General features: G+C 58.5%; 16 protein-coding genes. 8 read left to right on the top strand and 8 right to left on the bottom strand.

Going from position 1 to position 16,243, the window contains the following annotated elements; translation table 11 throughout:
• The first annotated feature begins 44 nt into the window (after window positions 1-44).
• Genes minC through minE form a run of 3 tightly spaced genes read left to right on the top strand, consistent with a single transcriptional unit; the run spans window position 45 to window position 1,846 of the window.
• Window positions 45-737 carry a septum site-determining protein MinC gene (gene minC / locus WFO70_RS03330; RefSeq protein ID WP_337014648.1) on the top strand — a complete coding sequence of 231 codons (693 nt, stop codon included), beginning with the start codon at window positions 45-47 and terminating at the stop codon, window positions 735-737.
• Window positions 738-760: 23 nt separating this feature from the next.
• Window positions 761-1,573 carry a septum site-determining protein MinD gene (gene minD / locus WFO70_RS03325; protein WP_142489923.1) on the top strand — a complete coding sequence of 271 codons (813 nt, stop codon included), beginning with the start codon at window positions 761-763 and terminating at the stop codon, window positions 1,571-1,573.
• A 3-nt stretch (window positions 1,574-1,576) separates the two neighbouring features.
• Window positions 1,577-1,846: a cell division topological specificity factor MinE gene (gene minE / locus WFO70_RS03320; RefSeq protein ID WP_032611475.1), complete on the top strand. Its 270-nt coding sequence runs from the start codon at window positions 1,577-1,579 to the stop codon at window positions 1,844-1,846.
• Between the two features lie 57 nt (window positions 1,847-1,903).
• Here minE and rnd read toward each other — a convergent pair whose 3' ends face one another.
• The 5 genes from rnd to WFO70_RS03295 all read right to left on the bottom strand — a co-directional run bounded on the left by rnd (window position 1,904) and on the right by WFO70_RS03295 (window position 8,300).
• Entirely contained in the window at window positions 1,904-3,031 is a 1,128-nt protein-coding gene (gene rnd / locus WFO70_RS03315; protein ID WP_337014647.1) for a ribonuclease D, read from the bottom strand.
• Between the two features lie 74 nt (window positions 3,032-3,105).
• On the bottom strand, window positions 3,106-4,791 hold the full coding sequence (fadD, locus tag WFO70_RS03310) for a long-chain-fatty-acid--CoA ligase FadD (protein ID WP_337014646.1): 1,686 nt from the start codon (window positions 4,789-4,791) through the stop codon (window positions 3,106-3,108).
• Window positions 4,792-4,995: 204 nt separating this feature from the next.
• Window positions 4,996-5,589: a Slp family lipoprotein gene (locus WFO70_RS03305; RefSeq protein WP_337014645.1), complete on the bottom strand. Its 594-nt coding sequence runs from the start codon at window positions 5,587-5,589 to the stop codon at window positions 4,996-4,998.
• A 38-nt stretch (window positions 5,590-5,627) separates the two neighbouring features.
• Complete coding sequence (gene tsaB, locus WFO70_RS03300) at window positions 5,628-6,323, bottom strand: tRNA (adenosine(37)-N6)-threonylcarbamoyltransferase complex dimerization subunit type 1 TsaB (protein WP_337014644.1); 696 nt, start codon at window positions 6,321-6,323, stop codon at window positions 5,628-5,630.
• Between the two features lie 66 nt (window positions 6,324-6,389).
• The gene (locus WFO70_RS03295; protein ID WP_337014643.1) at window positions 6,390-8,300 is read right to left on the bottom strand and encodes an ATP-dependent DNA helicase; all 1,911 of its coding nucleotides are present in this window, start codon (window positions 8,298-8,300) and stop codon (window positions 6,390-6,392) included.
• A 127-nt stretch (window positions 8,301-8,427) separates the two neighbouring features.
• Between WFO70_RS03295 and WFO70_RS03290 the strand changes: the two genes are divergently transcribed.
• Entirely contained in the window at window positions 8,428-8,772 is a 345-nt protein-coding gene (locus WFO70_RS03290) for a RidA family protein (protein ID WP_337014642.1), read from the top strand.
• A gap of 5 nt (window positions 8,773-8,777) precedes the next feature.
• Here the strand turns inward: WFO70_RS03290 and WFO70_RS03285 are convergent, their stop codons facing one another.
• A complete protein-coding gene (locus tag WFO70_RS03285) occupies window positions 8,778-8,963 on the bottom strand; it encodes a YoaH family protein (protein WP_142489930.1) in 186 nt (61 codons plus the stop codon).
• A gap of 61 nt (window positions 8,964-9,024) precedes the next feature.
• On the opposite strand from WFO70_RS03285, the gene pabB reads away from it, so the two are divergent.
• The 4 genes from pabB to WFO70_RS03265 all read left to right on the top strand — a co-directional run bounded on the left by pabB (window position 9,025) and on the right by WFO70_RS03265 (window position 14,263).
• A complete protein-coding gene (gene pabB, locus WFO70_RS03280; RefSeq protein WP_337014641.1) occupies window positions 9,025-10,377 on the top strand; it encodes an aminodeoxychorismate synthase component 1 in 1,353 nt (450 codons plus the stop codon).
• Between the two features lie 3 nt (window positions 10,378-10,380).
• Window positions 10,381-10,959, top strand: a complete 579-nt coding sequence (locus WFO70_RS03275; RefSeq protein ID WP_337014640.1) for a CoA pyrophosphatase — start codon at window positions 10,381-10,383, stop codon at window positions 10,957-10,959.
• A gap of 183 nt (window positions 10,960-11,142) precedes the next feature.
• Window positions 11,143-12,507, top strand: a complete 1,365-nt coding sequence (gene sdaA, locus WFO70_RS03270) for an L-serine ammonia-lyase (protein WP_333849163.1) — start codon at window positions 11,143-11,145, stop codon at window positions 12,505-12,507.
• Between the two features lie 163 nt (window positions 12,508-12,670).
• Window positions 12,671-14,263 carry an EAL domain-containing protein gene (locus tag WFO70_RS03265; RefSeq protein ID WP_337014639.1) on the top strand — a complete coding sequence of 531 codons (1,593 nt, stop codon included), beginning with the start codon at window positions 12,671-12,673 and terminating at the stop codon, window positions 14,261-14,263.
• Here the strand turns inward: WFO70_RS03265 and yoaE are convergent, their stop codons facing one another.
• Together yoaE and WFO70_RS22460 are read right to left on the bottom strand one after the other, a co-directional pair.
• A complete protein-coding gene (yoaE, locus tag WFO70_RS03260) occupies window positions 14,264-15,823 on the bottom strand; it encodes a CNNM family cation transport protein YoaE (protein WP_337014638.1) in 1,560 nt (519 codons plus the stop codon). It lies immediately after the preceding gene.
• Window positions 15,811-15,969 carry a protein YoaL gene (locus WFO70_RS22460; protein ID WP_442913346.1) on the bottom strand — a complete coding sequence of 53 codons (159 nt, stop codon included), beginning with the start codon at window positions 15,967-15,969 and terminating at the stop codon, window positions 15,811-15,813. The genes yoaE and WFO70_RS22460 overlap by 13 nt, the downstream gene beginning before the upstream one ends.
• Window positions 15,970-16,243: the final 274 nt, after the last annotated feature.

The following is a 16,243-nucleotide window of genomic DNA, read 5'->3' as shown; positions in this document are numbered from 1 at the left end:
CACGGCGCACAGGTCGTGGTAAAAGCAAATTGAGTAAGGCCAGGATGTCAAACACGCCCATCGAGCTTAAAGGCAGTAGCTTCACCTTATCAGTGGTTCATTTGCATGAAGCAAAACCCGAGGTTATTCGTCAGGCGTTAGAAGACAAAATCGCCCAGGCACCCGCATTTCTGAAACATGCGCCCGTGGTCATTAACGTAAGCGACCTCGACGCGCCGGTTAACTGGCACCATTTGCAACAGGCGGTCACCGCCACCGGCCTGCGGATTGTGGGCATCAGCGGCTGCAAAGACGCTGAGCTGAAAGCCGAAATCGACCGGGCGGGTCTTCCGCTGCTGAACGAAGGCAAAGACAAAGCCCCACGCGCAGAGCCCCCTGCCCCGCCAGAAGTTCCTGTTACCCCTGTCACAAAAACGCGATTGATTGATCTGCCGGTGCGTTCCGGTCAGCGTATTTATGCGCCAAACTGTGACCTGATTGTGACCAACCACGTCAGCGCGGGGGCTGAGCTGATCGCGGATGGCAATATCCATATTTATGGCTCAATGCGAGGCCGCGCGCTGGCGGGGGCCAGCGGCGATCGCGATGCGCAAATTTTTTGTACCCATCTGGAGGCGGAGCTGGTCTCCATCGCAGGTGTTTACTGGCTGAGTGATAACATCCCGGCCGAATTTTCTGGCAAAGCGGCCCGTCTGCGGCTGGCAGACAACGCTTTGACCGTTCAACCGTTGAATTGATCCCTTTTTAACAAGGAATTTCTATGGCACGCATTATTGTTGTTACTTCGGGTAAAGGAGGCGTTGGCAAGACCACCTCCAGCGCGGCCATCGCTACTGGTTTGGCCCAGAAGGGAAAGAAAACCGTCGTTATCGATTTCGATATCGGCCTGCGTAACCTTGACCTGATCATGGGTTGTGAACGCCGTGTGGTGTACGATTTTGTGAACGTGATTCAGGGTGATGCCACGCTGAATCAGGCAATGATTAAAGATAAACGTACCGACAATCTCTACATTCTTCCCGCTTCACAGACGCGCGACAAGGATGCGCTGACCCGTGAAGGCGTGGAAAAAGTGCTCGATGAGCTGAAAAAGATGGAGTTCGATTTCGTGGTCTGCGATTCACCGGCAGGCATCGAAACCGGCGCGCTGATGGCGCTCTACTTCGCCGATGAAGCGATCATCACCACCAACCCGGAAGTGTCGTCCGTGCGCGACTCCGACCGTATTTTAGGGATCCTCGCCTCGAAATCCCGTCGTGCGGAAAATGGCGAAGAACCGATTAAAGAGCACCTGCTGCTGACCCGTTATAATCCGGGTCGCGTCAATAAAGGTGATATGCTGAGTATGGAAGACGTGCTGGAGATCCTGCGCATCAAACTGGTTGGCGTCATCCCGGAAGATCAATCCGTGCTGCGCGCCTCTAACCAGGGTGAACCGGTTATCCTCGACGCTAACGCAGACGCCGGTAAAGCGTATGCGGATACGGTAGATCGTCTGCTCGGAGAAGAACGTCCTTTCCGCTTCATCGAAGAAGAGAAGAAAGGTTTCCTCAAACGCCTGTTCGGAGGATAAGTTATGGCATTACTGGACTTTTTTCTCTCACGGAAAAAAAGCACCGCCAACATCGCAAAAGAGCGTCTGCAGATCATCGTGGCAGAACGCCGCCGCAGCGATGCGGAACCGCATTATCTGCCGCAGCTGCGTAAAGACATTCTGGAAGTGATCTGCAAGTACGTGCAGATTGACCCGGAAATGGTGACCGTACAGCTGGAGCAAAAGGACGGGGATATCTCGATTCTGGAGCTCAACGTGACCCTGCCGGAAGCGGAAGAGTCGCGTTCTTAACCGTGGTTGTTGCCGGGCGGCGCTATGCTTGCCCGGCCTACGGATTTCTCACCGTGATTACTGCGGATACTCTGCCAGTAACGCATTCAGGCGATCGGCCATCAGCTCCCCGCGCCAGCCTGCCACCAGTTCCGGCGTACCGTTCTGCGGTTTCAGCTTCCAGTGCGCGTTCAGCAGCTGGTTGATCTGACGACGTGAGGCCAGCAGCTCGGCGCTGACTTTACTCTCCGCTGCCACTTCCTGCACCAGGGCTTTAATCGCCTTAAAGGCTTTGCGATAACCCGGCATATCCATCAGGTTCAACAGCGGCTGCGGCAATGCCTCTTCCGGCAGCTCCTGCGCTTTTGCCACCAGCGCCAGCAGGGTTTTACCGTGGAAGCGGATCTCCGAGCCGGAAAGGCCGATGCTGTCCAGCTCGCCCAGGCTGCCCGGCATATAGCGCGCCACGGCCCAGAGATGCTCTTCACGCACCACAAAGTTCACCGCCAGGTCGCGCTCGCGCGCCTTACGCAGTCGCCACTCGGCCAGCAGTTGCAGACAGGCCAGCTGACGCGTGCGCAGCTGCCAGGCGTTGCTGATGTCGCGCCACGCCTCTTTCGGATCGGTAGTCTCCTGACGACGCAGCTGCGTCATCCGGCACTCATTCAGGGCGGCAGGCAGCCAGCCGGAGGCTTCGGCCTCTTTCATCAGTTGACCGGCAATCGGCAGCAGGTAGAACACATCTGCCGCCGCGTAGTCGAGCTGACGCTCCGTCAGCGGGCGCGCCAGCCAGTCGGTGCGGGATTCGCTCTTGTCGATCGCCAGCCCGGTGTACTCCTCCACCATGGCGGCAAAGCCCCATGACAGCGGGCGTCCGGCGAAGGCGGCGAGGATCTGGGTGTCGATCAGCGGCTCCGGCATGATGCCGAAGGTATTGAGGAAAACTTCCAGATCTTCACTTCCGGCATGCAGATATTTGGTGATGGCGGTATCCAGCAGCAGCGCGCGCATCGGCTCCCAGTCGGTGATCCCCAGCGGGTCGATAAGCGACACATTTTTTCCGTCATACATCTGGATCAGACCCAGCTGCGGGTAGTAGGTGCGGGTGCGGACAAACTCGGTATCCAGCGCGATGGCGGTTGCGTCACGGGTGGCTTCACACAGCGAAGCCAGCTCGTCGTTGGTAGTGATCATCTGGTAATTCAAATCATATTCTCTTTGGTTTGCGCCCATAAAAAAACGCCGGCGTGGCCAGCGTCTTTGGGTGACTAACACGAAGCTCAGGCTTTATTGTCTACTTTGGCGCGCGCTTCGTCACGTAATTCTCGTCGTAATATCTTCCCGACGTTTGATTTGGGCAGTTCATCGCGAAACTCCACCAGTTTCGGCACTTTGTAGCCGGTCAACTGGCGACGGCAGAAGGTGATCAGCGCCTCTTCGCTCAGGGACGGATCTTTTTTCACCACAAAGATCTTCACCGTTTCGCCGCTGCTGCCCGCCGGAACGCCCACCGCGGCCACTTCCAGCACGCCGTTGTGCTGCATCACCACGTCTTCAATCTCGTTCGGATAGACGTTGAACCCGGAGACCAGGATCATGTCTTTCTTACGATCGACGATGCGCAGGAAGCCTTCGTCATCCATCACCGCGATGTCCCCGGTGTGCAGCCAACCGTCCTTGATGATTTCGTCGGTAGCATCCGGACGCTGCCAGTAGCCCAGCATCACCTGCGGCCCGCGCACGCACAGTTCGCCCGGCTCGCCGTGCGGCACTTCGTTATCGTCGTCATCGACCAGTTTGGCTTCGGTGGAGGGCACCGGCAGGCCGATGCTGCCGCTGTGGTAGTCGATATCGTGCGGGTTGACGCTCACCAGCGGGGCGCACTCGGTCAGGCCATAGCCCTCCAGCAGATACTGCCCGGTGAGTTTGACCCAGCGCTCGGCTACCGCCTGCTGCACCGGCATCCCACCGCCCGCCGACAGATGCAGGGTCGAGAAGTCGAGCTGCTGGAACTCTTTGTTGTTCAGCAGGGCGTTGAACAGGGTGTTCACCCCGGTCATGGCGGTAAAAGGATATTTCGCCAGCTCTTTCACCAGCCCCGGAATATCGCGCGGGTTGGTGATCAGCACGTTCTGCCCGCCAAGCTCGATAAACAGCAGGCAGTTCATGGTCAGGGCGAAGATGTGGTAGAGCGGCAGCGCGGTGATCACCAGCTCTTTGCCGCGATGGAGCAGCGGGCCGTAGGTGGCATTCACCTGCTCGAGGTTCGCCAGCATGTTGCGGTGGGTCAGCATCGCCCCTTTCGCCACCCCGGTCGTGCCGCCGGTGTACTGCAGGAAGGCCAGATCCTGCGGCACCACTTCCGGTTTCACGTACTGCATGCGGTAGCCGTTATGCAGCGCCCGGCGGAAGGAGATGGCGTCCGGCAGATGGTATTTCGGCACCAGACGTTTGACGTACTTAACGACAAAGTTAACCAGCGTCCCTTTGGCGGTGGAGAGCTGATCGCCCATTCGCGTCAGAATGACGTGTTTCACCTGGGTCTTGTCGACCACTTTTTCCAGGGTGTGCGCAAAGTTGGAGACAATCACAATTGCCGAGGCACCGCTGTCGTTCAGCTGGTGCTCCAGCTCACGCGGGGTGTAGAGCGGGTTGACGTTCACCACGATCATCCCGGCGCGCAGGATGCCAAACAGCGCCACCGGATATTGCAGCAGGTTAGGCATCATCAGTGCCACGCGGTCGCCTTTCTTCAGGCCCAAACCCTGTTGCAGGTAGGCGGCAAATGCCCGGCTGCGCTCTTCCAGCTTGCGGAAGGTCATCACCTCGCCCATGTTCACGAACGCCGGCTGATCGGCGTAGCGGGTCACAGAGTTTTCAAACAGTTCAACCAGGGATTGATAACGGTCAGGATTGATCTCTGCAGGAACATCCGCAGGATAACGGTTAAGCCAAACCTTCTTCACTACATCACCTCTGAAATGCGTGTTCGTCGTCATCACAGCCCCGGTTAATAAACAAGTCGTTAACATAATATTAACTCAGCGTACCAGTTTATTAATTGTCCGGATTTAAGGTTGCGAAGCGCGTCACTATTTATTTTTGTTATAGCGGTAAAAAAAACGAAACAGCGGCAGAGCCGCTGTTTCTTCTTCAGTTATAACAGGGAGTTACTCTGTTACCACCGTCCGAACCTGAGCCGGTCCGGGACCGTAACCTGGCCAGCCGCCGTAGCCGTAACCGTATCCATAGCGCCACGGATGCGGACCCCAGTAGAAGGGATCGATAGGCTGCGGCGGCATCACAACCTGCTGCACCACATGCCAGCGTTTGTAGCCGTTGGTCTGCAGGATCATAAATTTATAGGGCGTGTTGCCAATTTTGCCCTGCTCCGTGCCGGTGATAGTACCGACCACGGTGATCAGCTGACCACGGAAATCCACCGGGTCGAGGAAACCGTTAATATCGGCATAGATGCGCCCACGTGAGGCTTCCCCAAGAACAGGCCGCGCGCCGCTGTCCAGCGGAACGGTGGCGATCTCCAGACGGGTTTTCCCCTGCTGATTCATCACCTCCACCACTTTGCCGCCGAAGCGCGCTTCCTGGCCGACGTACAGTTCCGGGGCGTTCATCACCCGGACCAGATCCTGCTGCGGCGTTGGGCTGCTGCCCTTGATGGCATCAGGCACAGAGACACATCCTGTCAATGCCAGGGCCAGCGCCCCGACGGTCAGCAGGCGAACAACATATTTTTGAACCGCCATGATGCGACTCCTTTTTTCTCAGATTCTGATACTGAGATTCACTCCCGGCCCGGAAGTTTCTTCCACGCTACGGTGTTTCGCAAATAAACCGGCTCGGCCTTCTCGACCGCCACGGTTTTACCTGCGGCCAGCAGCTGGCGGGCAATAGGTAGCATATCTTCCGCGGCAGGCAGCAGAACTTTACCGTCCACCAGGGTCAGACCGCTGTCGTTTGCCATCGCTGGCCAGGCTGGCCAGCCGGTGCCGACGGTGGCCCACTCGCCGGTAAGCTGCTTCATGCGCTCGCCTGCTGCGTCCGGCGTGAGCACGGCTTCGCTCTCTTCCCCGTGCCAGACGCCCTGCTCATCCCGGGTGTATTCCGCCCAGTAGACTTCGCCCATCCGGGCGTCGATGGCGGCCAGCACGCGGGTGGCGCCGGTGTTGCGCCACGCGCCTTCAGCCATAGTGGCGAGGGTCGAGACGCCGATCATCGGCAGTTCCGCGCCCAGCGCCAGCCCCTGGGCAATGCCGATCCCGATGCGAACGCCGGTAAAGCTGCCCGGGCCGCGGCCATAGGCCAGGGCATCGAGGTTATTCAGGGAGGTGTCGCCCTCGGTGAGGATCATCTTCACCAAAGGCAGGATACGTTGGGTATGTTCCCGGGGGCACTCTTCGAAATGAGCACAGAGTTTACCGTCGTTCCACAGGGCAACAGAGCAGGCCTCTGTGGCGGTATCAATAGCCAGAATTCGCATGTGTTGTCGCGCTCTCGCAAGGGTCAGTCACAAAAAGGCGCGCATTTTAACACACCCGTGCGCAAATTACTCCGCCTCAGACGCCGCCAGGAAACGCACCGCGCGATCGATATCCCGGGTACGCGGTGCTGGCGGCAGGCTGGCGATAAAGGTGGCCCCGTACGGGCGCATCACCAGCCGGTTATCGCAGATCACCAGCACCCCGCGATCGTCCACGTCGCGGATCAGACGGCCTACCCCCTGTTTAAGGGTGATCACCGCGTCCGGAAGCTGCACCTCGTCAAAGGGATCCCCGCCGCGCAGGCGGCAGTCTTCCATCCGCGCCTTCAGGAGCGGATCGTCCGGGGAGGTAAAGGGCAGCTTGTCGATGATCACCAGCGACAGGGCGTCGCCGCGCACGTCCACCCCTTCCCAGAAGCTGCTGGTCGCCACCAGCAGGGCATTCCCCGCGGAGACAAACTGCTGCAACAGCTGGCCTTTGCTGGTCTCACCTTGTAACAGCACCGGCAGGGTCATAGTGGCGCGGAACTGCTCCGCCAGGTCGCGCATCATGGCGTGGGAGGTGCAGAGCATAAAGCAGCGGCCGTTGTTGGCCTCGATCATCGGCTTGAGCATCGCCGCCAGATGGCGGGCGGCACCGGGCTGATTAGGCAGCGGCAGATTACGCGGCACGCAGAGCAGCGCCTGGGTGGCGTAATCAAACGGGCTCGGCAACAGCAGGGATTTGGCCTCTGTGATGCCAAGGCGTTCGGTAAAGTGATGCAGATCGTCGTTAACCGACAGCGTGGCGGAGGTAAAGATCCAGCTGCCCGGTTTTTGCGCCATCACCTCCTGGAACTTATCGGCCACGGTGAGCGGCGTCAGCGCGAGGGTAAAATGGCGCGAGTTGCATTCGTACCAGTAGCTGTAGCCCGGCTGGTTAAAGGCTTTCAGTCGCTTGAGGCGAGCGCGGTAGAGCGTGGCGCGCTCGAAGGCGGCATCCAGCAGCGCCGAGCGGCCGAGGGAGAGCTTCGCCACGTCGTAGCAGAGCTCCAGGGCGTCATCGAGCAACAGCAGCGCGCGCTGAATATGCTGATCGGCCAGCAGTTCGCGCAGGTTGCCGCGATAGCCCGGGTCGCCGAGCTGCATACGGAAATCCTGCGTGCTTTGCGCCAGGCGGTCGGCACACTTCTGCAGCTGCTGGGTGTCTTTCAGTTCGGTGCGGTAGGCGATGGTGAAATCTTTCGCCAGGTCCAGCAGCTGGCGGCTGGAGAGAGACTGACCAAAGTACTGGCTGGCGATATCCGGGAGCTGATGGGCTTCATCGAAGATCAGGACGTCGGCCTCGGGGATCAGCTCGCCAAAGCCGCTCTCTTTCACCACCATATCCGCGAGGAACAGGTGGTGGTTGACCACCACCACGTCGGCATCCATCGCCGTTTTACGCGCTTTGACCACGAAACAGTCTTTGTACAGCGGGCAGTCGCTGCCGAGGCAGTTGTCATTGGTGCTGGTGACCAGCGGCCAGGCGGCGGAGTCTTCGGCCACGCTGGCGCAGGTGCTGATATCCCCGTCGAGGGTCTGGTTGGCCCAGCTGCGCAGGATGATGACGTCGCTGAGGGTCTGCACCGGCAGATCGCCCCCCGCCAGCGCCTGCTGTTCGAGACGTTCAATACAGAGGTAGTTGGAGCGCCCTTTCAGCAGGGCCAGACGGCCTTTGTATTTCAGGGCTTTAGCGACGGTGGGCAGGTCACGGCTGTAGAGCTGATCCTGCAACGCCTTCGAGCCGGTGGAGATGATCACCTTCTTTTTGGCGCGCAGTGCGGGCGCGAGATAGGCATAGGTTTTACCGGTGCCGGTACCGGCTTCCACCACCAGCGGCTGGGCGCTGTCGATAGCCTCGGCCACCGCGTGCGCCATCTGGCGCTGCGGCTCGCGCGGCTTAAAGCCGGGAATTGCCTTTGCTAACTGTCCGTCTGCTGCGAAATCGTCTGCCACTCTGCCCCCTGTATTTTTGCACAGGGGATTATGTCAGGCCGCTGCTCCTCGCGCCAGTCGAGAGTGACGCAGGCAAAACAATATGGCAGTCTTTCCTGCTGAAACAGACACTCACGAGGAAACGTAAATGACAATTGTGCGCATTGATGCCGAAGCCCGCTGGTCAGATGTGGTGATCCACAACCAGACCCTGTACTACACCGGTGTACCGGCCAATCTGGAGGCTGACGCGTATGAGCAGACCGCCAATACCCTGGCGCAGATCGACGCGGTGCTGGAAAAACAGGGCAGCGACAAGTCGCGCATTCTGGATGCGACTCTCTTCCTGGCCAATAAAGAGGATTTCGCGGCAATGAATAAAGCCTGGGATGAGTGGGTGGTCGCAGGTCACGCGCCTGTACGCTGCACGGTACAGGCGACGCTGATGAAACCGCAGTATAAGGTTGAGATTAAGATTATCGCCGCGGTGTAAGGGCGTTACTCCTCTTCATCCTCATCTTCAAAACGCGCCACGATCCGCTCGCCGGTATGGGTGGCGCGCAGCTCTTCTGCCACCTGGGAAATAGCCTGTCCGCTGCTCATCCCCTGGGACATCAGCTCCTGAATGCGCTCGACGGCCTTTTGCTGCTGGTCGTGGCTCAGTGAAGGTAAACCTGCAAACATCGTCAACTCCTGCTAAATTATCAGCGCTAATTATTTCACGCTGCCCGGTAGTCTACCACCCATGAACCCGTTATCCCCCACTGTTTTGACATTACCCTGGCGTCCTGACGCCGCAGAATTCTGGTTTGCGCCAATCAGCCATCTGCCCTGGGCGATGCTGCTGCACTCCGGCCATGCGGATCACCCCTACAGCCGCTTTGACATTCTGGTGGCCGACCCGCGTTCCACGCTGGTGACCCACGGGACGGATACGCTGATCGACGGGGTTCATTCTGACGCCTGTCCGCTGAGTCTGCTCCGGCAGGCCATTGATGCGATGGGCCTGCCCTGCACGCCAGACCCGGATCTGCCCTTCCAGGGCGGGGCGCTGGGGTTGTTCGGCTACGATCTCGGTCGCCGCTTCGAACAGCTGCCGGAACGGGCCGGGCGCGACATCACTCTGGCGGACATGGCCGTGGGTCTGTACGACTGGGCAGTGGTGGTCGATCACCACAAGCAGCAGGTGTCGCTGGTCTGTCATGGCGATGCAGAGGCCCGGCTGGCGTGGCTCGAAGCGCAGCGCGCGCCCGACAATCAGCCTGCGTTCCGCCTCACCTCCGGCTGGCAGGCCAATATGACCGCGGCGGAGTACCATGAAAAATTCGATCGCGTGCAGGCGTTTTTGCACAGCGGGGACTGCTATCAGGTCAATCTGGCCCAGCGTTTTCAGGCCCGCTATGAGGGTGACGAGTGGCAGGCCTTTACCCGCCTGAATGCCAACAACCGCGCCCCGTTCAGCGCCTTTTTGCGTCTTGAGGAGGGGGCTATCCTGAGCCTGTCGCCGGAGCGTTTTATCCATCTGGCGGAAGGCACCATCCAGACCCGGCCCATCAAAGGCACCCTGCCGCGGCTGGCAGATGCGGATGCCGATCGCCAGCAGGCAGAGAAACTGGCTGTCTCACCGAAAGACAGAGCCGAGAACCTGATGATTGTCGATCTGATGCGCAATGACATTGGTCGGGTGGCGGAGCCGGGAAGCGTGCGGGTACCGGAGCTGTTCGTGGTGGAGCCCTTCCCTGCCGTGCACCACCTGGTGAGCACCATTACCGCCCGTCTGCCGCCCACGCAGACCGCGTGCGATCTGTTGCGTGCTGCCTTCCCGGGCGGGTCGATCACCGGTGCGCCAAAAGTGCGGGCGATGGAGATTATCGACGAGCTGGAGCCCCATCGTCGCAACGCCTGGTGCGGCAGCATCGGCTATCTCAGCCTGTGTGGCGGGATGGATACCAGCATCACTATTCGCACCCTGACGGCGGTGGCCGGACACATTTACTGTTCCGCAGGCGGCGGGATCGTGGCTGACAGCCAGGCCGCGGCGGAATATCAGGAAACCTTTGATAAAGTGAATCGTATTCTGCACCAACTGGAGCACTAACGAATGAATACCCGCGACCTGACTCTCGACAACTTTTTATCGCGTTTTCAGCTTCTGCGTCCGCAGGTGAACAGCACGTCCCTGAACCAGCGTCAGGCGGCGGTGTTGATCCCGGTGGTGCGTCGGGAGCAGCCGGGCCTGCTGTTGACCCGGCGCTCGGCGACGCTGCGTAAGCATGCCGGACAGGTGGCGTTTCCCGGCGGCGCGGTGGACAGCACCGACGCCTCGTTAATTGCCGCCGCCCTACGGGAAGCCGAGGAGGAGGTAGCGATCCCGCCGCACAAGGTGGAGGTGATTGGCGTCCTGCCCCCGGTGGACAGCGTGACCGGTTTTCAGGTGACGCCGGTGGTGGGTATTATCCCGCCGGATCTGCACTATCACGCCAGCGTGGACGAAGTGGAGTCGGTGTTCGAAATGCCGCTGGCGGAAGCCCTGCGTCTGGGCCGTTATCATCCGCTGGATATTCAACGCCGTGGCCACGATCATCGGGTGTGGCTTTCCTGGTATCAGCATTATTTTGTCTGGGGCATGACCGCGGGAATTATTCGCGAGCTGGCGCTGCAGATCGGCCTGAAACCTTGACTATACTTTACATTCGCCTCTTTTTTGCGCCTTTGCGATCTGCCTCCCGCTATTAGTTTATCCCGCCTCAGGCATTAGTTTAATTCATGTGAATAGTTAAGCTGACGGCGGGCTTCCCTCTTACACTATGCGAAGTTATTACATCGTTACTGGAAACCCGGTAACCCTGTCAGGAGTGTTAAAGTGATTAGTATATTCGACATGTTCAAAGTGGGGATTGGTCCCTCTTCTTCCCACACTGTAGGGCCGATGAAGGCCGGTAAACAGTTCGTCGATGACCTGGTCGAAAAAGGATTACTGGACAGCATTACCCGCGTGGCGGTGGACGTTTACGGTTCACTGTCATTAACGGGTAAAGGCCACCACACCGATATCGCCATTATTATGGGTCTGGCCGGAAATATGCCGGACACCGTAGATATTGACGCCATTCCGGCGTTTATCCGCGACGTGGAAACGCGCGGTCGTCTGCTGCTGGCGAATGGCCGGCAGGAAGTGGATTTCCCACAGGACGACGGCATGCGTTTTCGCAGCGACAACCTCTCGTTGCATGAAAACGGGATGCAGATCCACGCCTTCAGCGGCGACAAAGTGGTCTACAGCAAAACCTATTACTCCATCGGCGGCGGCTTTATTGTCGACGAAGAGCACTTCGGCCAGGATGCGACGGGCGACGTGCAGGTACCTTACCCGTTCAAATCGGCGAAAGAGATGCTGGATTACTGTCACGAGACCGGCCTGTCCCTCTCCGGCATGGTGATGCAGAACGAGCTGGCGCTGCACAGCAAGAAAGAGATTGAAGACTATTTCGCCAACGTCTGGCAGACCATGCGCGCCTGTATCGATCGCGGCATCAACACCGAAGGCGTGTTGCCTGGCCCGCTGCGCGTGCCGCGTCGTGCCTCTGCCCTGCGCCGGATGCTGGTGACGACCGATAAGTACTCCAACGATCCGATGAACGTCATCGACTGGGTCAACATGTTTGCGCTGGCGGTGAATGAAGAGAACGCCGCCGGTGGTCGCGTGGTGACAGCCCCGACCAACGGTGCCTGCGGGATCGTTCCGGCGGTGCTGGCCTACTACGATCACTTCATCGAATCGGTAAGCCCGGATATCTATATTCGCTACTTCCTCGCCGCGGGCGCGGTGGGCGCGCTCTATAAGATGAACGCCTCCATCTCCGGTGCCGAAGTTGGCTGTCAGGGTGAAGTGGGCGTGGCCTGCTCAATGGCGGCGGCCGGTCTGGCAGAACTGCTGGGCGCGAGCCCGGAGCAGGTGTGCGTGGCGGCGGAGATCGGCATGGAGCATAACCTCGGTCTGACCTGCGACCCGGTTGCCGGTCAGGTGCAGGTGCCGTGCATCGAGCGTAACGCCATCGCCTCGGTGAAAGCGATTAACGCCTCACGTATGGCGATGCGCCGTACCAGCGAACCGCGCGTCTCGCTGGATAAGGTCATCGAAACCATGTACGAAACCGGCAAAGACATGAACGCCAAATACCGCGAGACCTCCCGCGGCGGCCTGGCGATCAAGGTGCAGTGCGACTAATCCTCTGACTGTCCTCTGCGACTTTCGTCTTTCATACCTCTTTCGCCCATCTGATAAGGATGGGCGAATTTTATGAACTTTTCTCGTTAGCTGAAATAATGCCCACTACACTACCTGAGTTGCCACGGGCATTCGCGCCAGTGGCTTTTCGGGTGGCCGTGGCATGCAAACAGCTCACAGGATGATTACCAATTATCGCCGCAAACGGATTATCGTCTGCCTGGCGCTGTCACTTTCTACCCTCGTTTGCACGCTTATTATTGGCTTTATTTCACAGCGAAATTTAAATCAGCAGTCCACCGCCGCCTTCGTGTCGCACGCTGTCGAGACGCTGGATAAAATCCTGGAGCCGCTGGAGACCGGGCGCGACGTGGTTCAGTCGCTGATCGGCCTGCCCTGCGTGGAGGTCAATTTTTTACTGCGTAAACAGGCCGCCTCCCTGCAAACCGTGCGATCCATTGGCCTGATTAAGGACGGTATTCTCTACTGCTCCAGCATGTTCGGTAATCGCGATATCCCCATCAGCCAGTTCCAGCCTCAACTCCCTACCCCTGAGCCGTTACTGCTCCTGACCACTGACCAGGCGCTGCTGAAAGGTAGTCCGGTGCTTATCCAGTGGTATCCGGTGCCCGGCGAGGGTGACGATGGGGTGATGGAGATTGTGAATATCGATCTCATTGCCAGGCTGCTGCTTGAGCCCCAACAGCCAATCATCAACGACGTTAACCTCAGCGTGGGCGGCAAACATCTGAACCATGACCGCCAGCTAACGGATGCGCTGGTGTTTGACCGCGACGAAGCGGTGTATCAGCAGGCTTCCAGTAATTTCCCGTTCACCATTACCGTTAATGGTCCCGGCCCGGCGGCGCTGGCACTGAGAGAGCTGCCCTCCCAGCTGCCGCTGGCGGTGATATTTACCATGCTGGTGGGTTATATCGCCTGGCTTGCCACCGCCAGCCGCATGAGTTTCACCCACGAGATTAATTACGGGCTTGCTGCCGGTGAGTTCGAGCTGTTCTGCCAGCCGCTGATCGATGCCAAAAGGCAGGACTGCGTGGGGGTGGAAATTCTTCTGCGCTGGAATAACCCGCGTCAGGGGTGGATCGCGCCGGATATTTTTATCCCGCTGGCGGAGGAGCACAACCTGATAGTTCCCCTGACCCGCTACGTGCTGATCGAAACCGTCAGCCATCTGGCGATGTTTCCCACCGCATCGGGGTTCCATATTGGTATCAACGTGGCGGCCAAACATTTTCGCGACGGGATGCTTCTCCATGACCTGAACCACGTCTGGTTCAGCGCCGAGCCCGCACAGCAGCTGGTGATTGAACTCACCGAGCGCGATACCCTGCTGGAGATGGATTACAACATTGTGGAGGCCCTGCATCAGAAGGGGGTCAAGCTGGCGATCGATGATTTCGGCACCGGCAACAGCTCGCTGTCGTGGCTGGAGAAACTCAATCCGGAAGTGTTGAAAATTGATAAATCCTTCACCGCCGCGATTGGCACCGATGCCGTTAACTCGACGGTGACGGATATTATTATTGCTCTGGCTCAGCGCCTGAACATCGAGCTGGTGGCCGAAGGGGTGGAAACCTGCGATCAGGCGAGGCATCTGCGCCTGCATGGCGTCGAAATTCTGCAGGGGTTCCTGTATGCGCGGCCGATGCCGCTGCGGGATTTCCCGCGGTGGCTGGCGGAGAGTTCACCTCCGCCACCCCCTCACAACGGGAACATGATGCCGTCGTTACCCTGATTACTCTTCTTCGTCGTGGTCAGACTGCTCTTTGACAATGCGCACCAGATCCACGCGGTAGTCATTGGCGGTGACGATCGTTATCTTCAGCGGCGGGACTTCAAGCACGTCACCGGTATGCGGGATCTGCCCGTTAACGGCAATCACCAGACCGGCCACCGTCGCGATATCGTCGTCGTGGTTGGTCAGATGCTCCAGACCCAGCGTATGCTGCAGCGCATGCAGGTCGGTGGTGCCTTTTACCAGCCAGCCGTCACCATCGTTGACGATCTCCGGCGTTTCATCGGCATCCGGGAACTCACCGGCAATGGCTTCCAGTACGTCCAGCGGCGTGACCAGGCCCTGCACCACACCAAACTCGTTGGTGACGATGACAAAGCTACCCCGGGCACGGCGCAGCACGCCAAGCAGGTTGATCGGGTCAAGCGTTTCCGGCACCACGATGGCAGGCGACGCGGCCGCAATGGCTTCAACGTCAGCACCCTCTTCCAGCGCCACCAGCATCTCTTTGGCACGCACCACGCCGATGATCTCATCCAGCTCGCCGCGACAGACCGGGAACAGGCTGTGCGGAGAGGAGAGCAGCTGCTGGCGGATCTCTTCCATGCTCAGGCGGGCATCTACCCAGCTTATCTCACCGCGCGGCGTCATGATCCCGCGCAGGGAGCGCGAGGCCAGCGACAGCACGCCGTTGATCATATAGCGCTCTTCTTCCACAAAGGCGCCTTCCGGAACCGGCACCGGAACATGGTTCTCGCTGTCCTGCTGCGCTTTGGCTTCACGGCGGCCGCCCATCAGACGCAGAATCGCATCAGCGGTACGGGCACGCAGCGGCTGGTTCGACTGCTGGCGGATAAAGTTGCGGCGGGCAATCTGGTTAAACATCTCTATAATGATCGAGAAACCAATTGCGGCGTACAGATAGCCTTTCGGAATATGGAAGCCGAAACCTTCTGCTACCAGGCTGAGACCAATCATCAGCAGGAAGCTCAGACAGAGCACCACCACGGTCGGATGCTGATTGACGAATCGTGTCAACGGCTTCGAGGCGAGCAACATCACCGCCATCGCAATGACCACGGCGGCCATCATCACCGGCAGATGGTTCACCATACCGACGGCGGTAATCACCGCGTCGAGGGAAAAGACGGCATCCAGCACCACAATTTGCAGCACTACCACCCAGAAGCTGGCGTAGCCTTTACCGTGTCCATCGTCATGCTGGCGGTTTTCCAGCCGTTCATGGAGCTCGGTTGTGGCCTTGAAGAGCAGGAATATCCCCCCCAGCAGCATGATCAGGTCACGCCCTGAGAAGGTGAAATCGAATGCGGTGAACAGCGGTTGGGTCAGCGTCACCATCCAGGAGATGACCGACAGCAGCGCAAGACGCATGATCAGCGCCAGTGACAGACCGATTAAACGTGCTTTATCCCGTTGTTTAGGGGGCAATTTATCCGCAAGGATGGCAATAAACACCAGGTTATCGATGCCGAGTACGATCTCAAGCACGACAAGCGTAAGCAATCCCACCCAGATCTGCGGGTCCATTAAGAATTCCATGACAAGCTCCTGCTAAAGGAATGGCAAAACGGCGCCGCGGTAATATCGGGCGAAACGGTAAAAGGCGTAAACAGTGAGTGGCGCGAATCGCCGGTAAGGCTGGCCAGAGTTGGCCGGGTGTGTGACTGGCGTCGGTGACGGTCCATACAGTGGGCTACTGCCCAATACTCCTGACAAGTAAACGGACGCTAAACATATCAGAGACCTGGGCTTTATGGCAAAGATTTACTTTCCTTTGCAAACAGATGTTTCAGCGCTTTTTTTGATCACAGAAATATCTCATTGGCTTAGGCTAAATTACGGATCTTCATCACATAAATTATTTTTTCACTGTCTAAAATAAATCGCGTAAGAATTCGTTAATTGAACTCTAACCCTTATCTGAATCGATTCGTTCTTTCGAAGAAGATCACTAATGTC

It is taken from the genome of Leclercia sp. AS011, assembly GCF_037152535.1.
Taxonomy (GTDB): Bacteria; Pseudomonadota; Gammaproteobacteria; order Enterobacterales; family Enterobacteriaceae; genus Enterobacter.
Note: the sequence above shows the minus strand (reverse complement) of the source record. Positions and strands in the feature narration are given on the sequence as shown.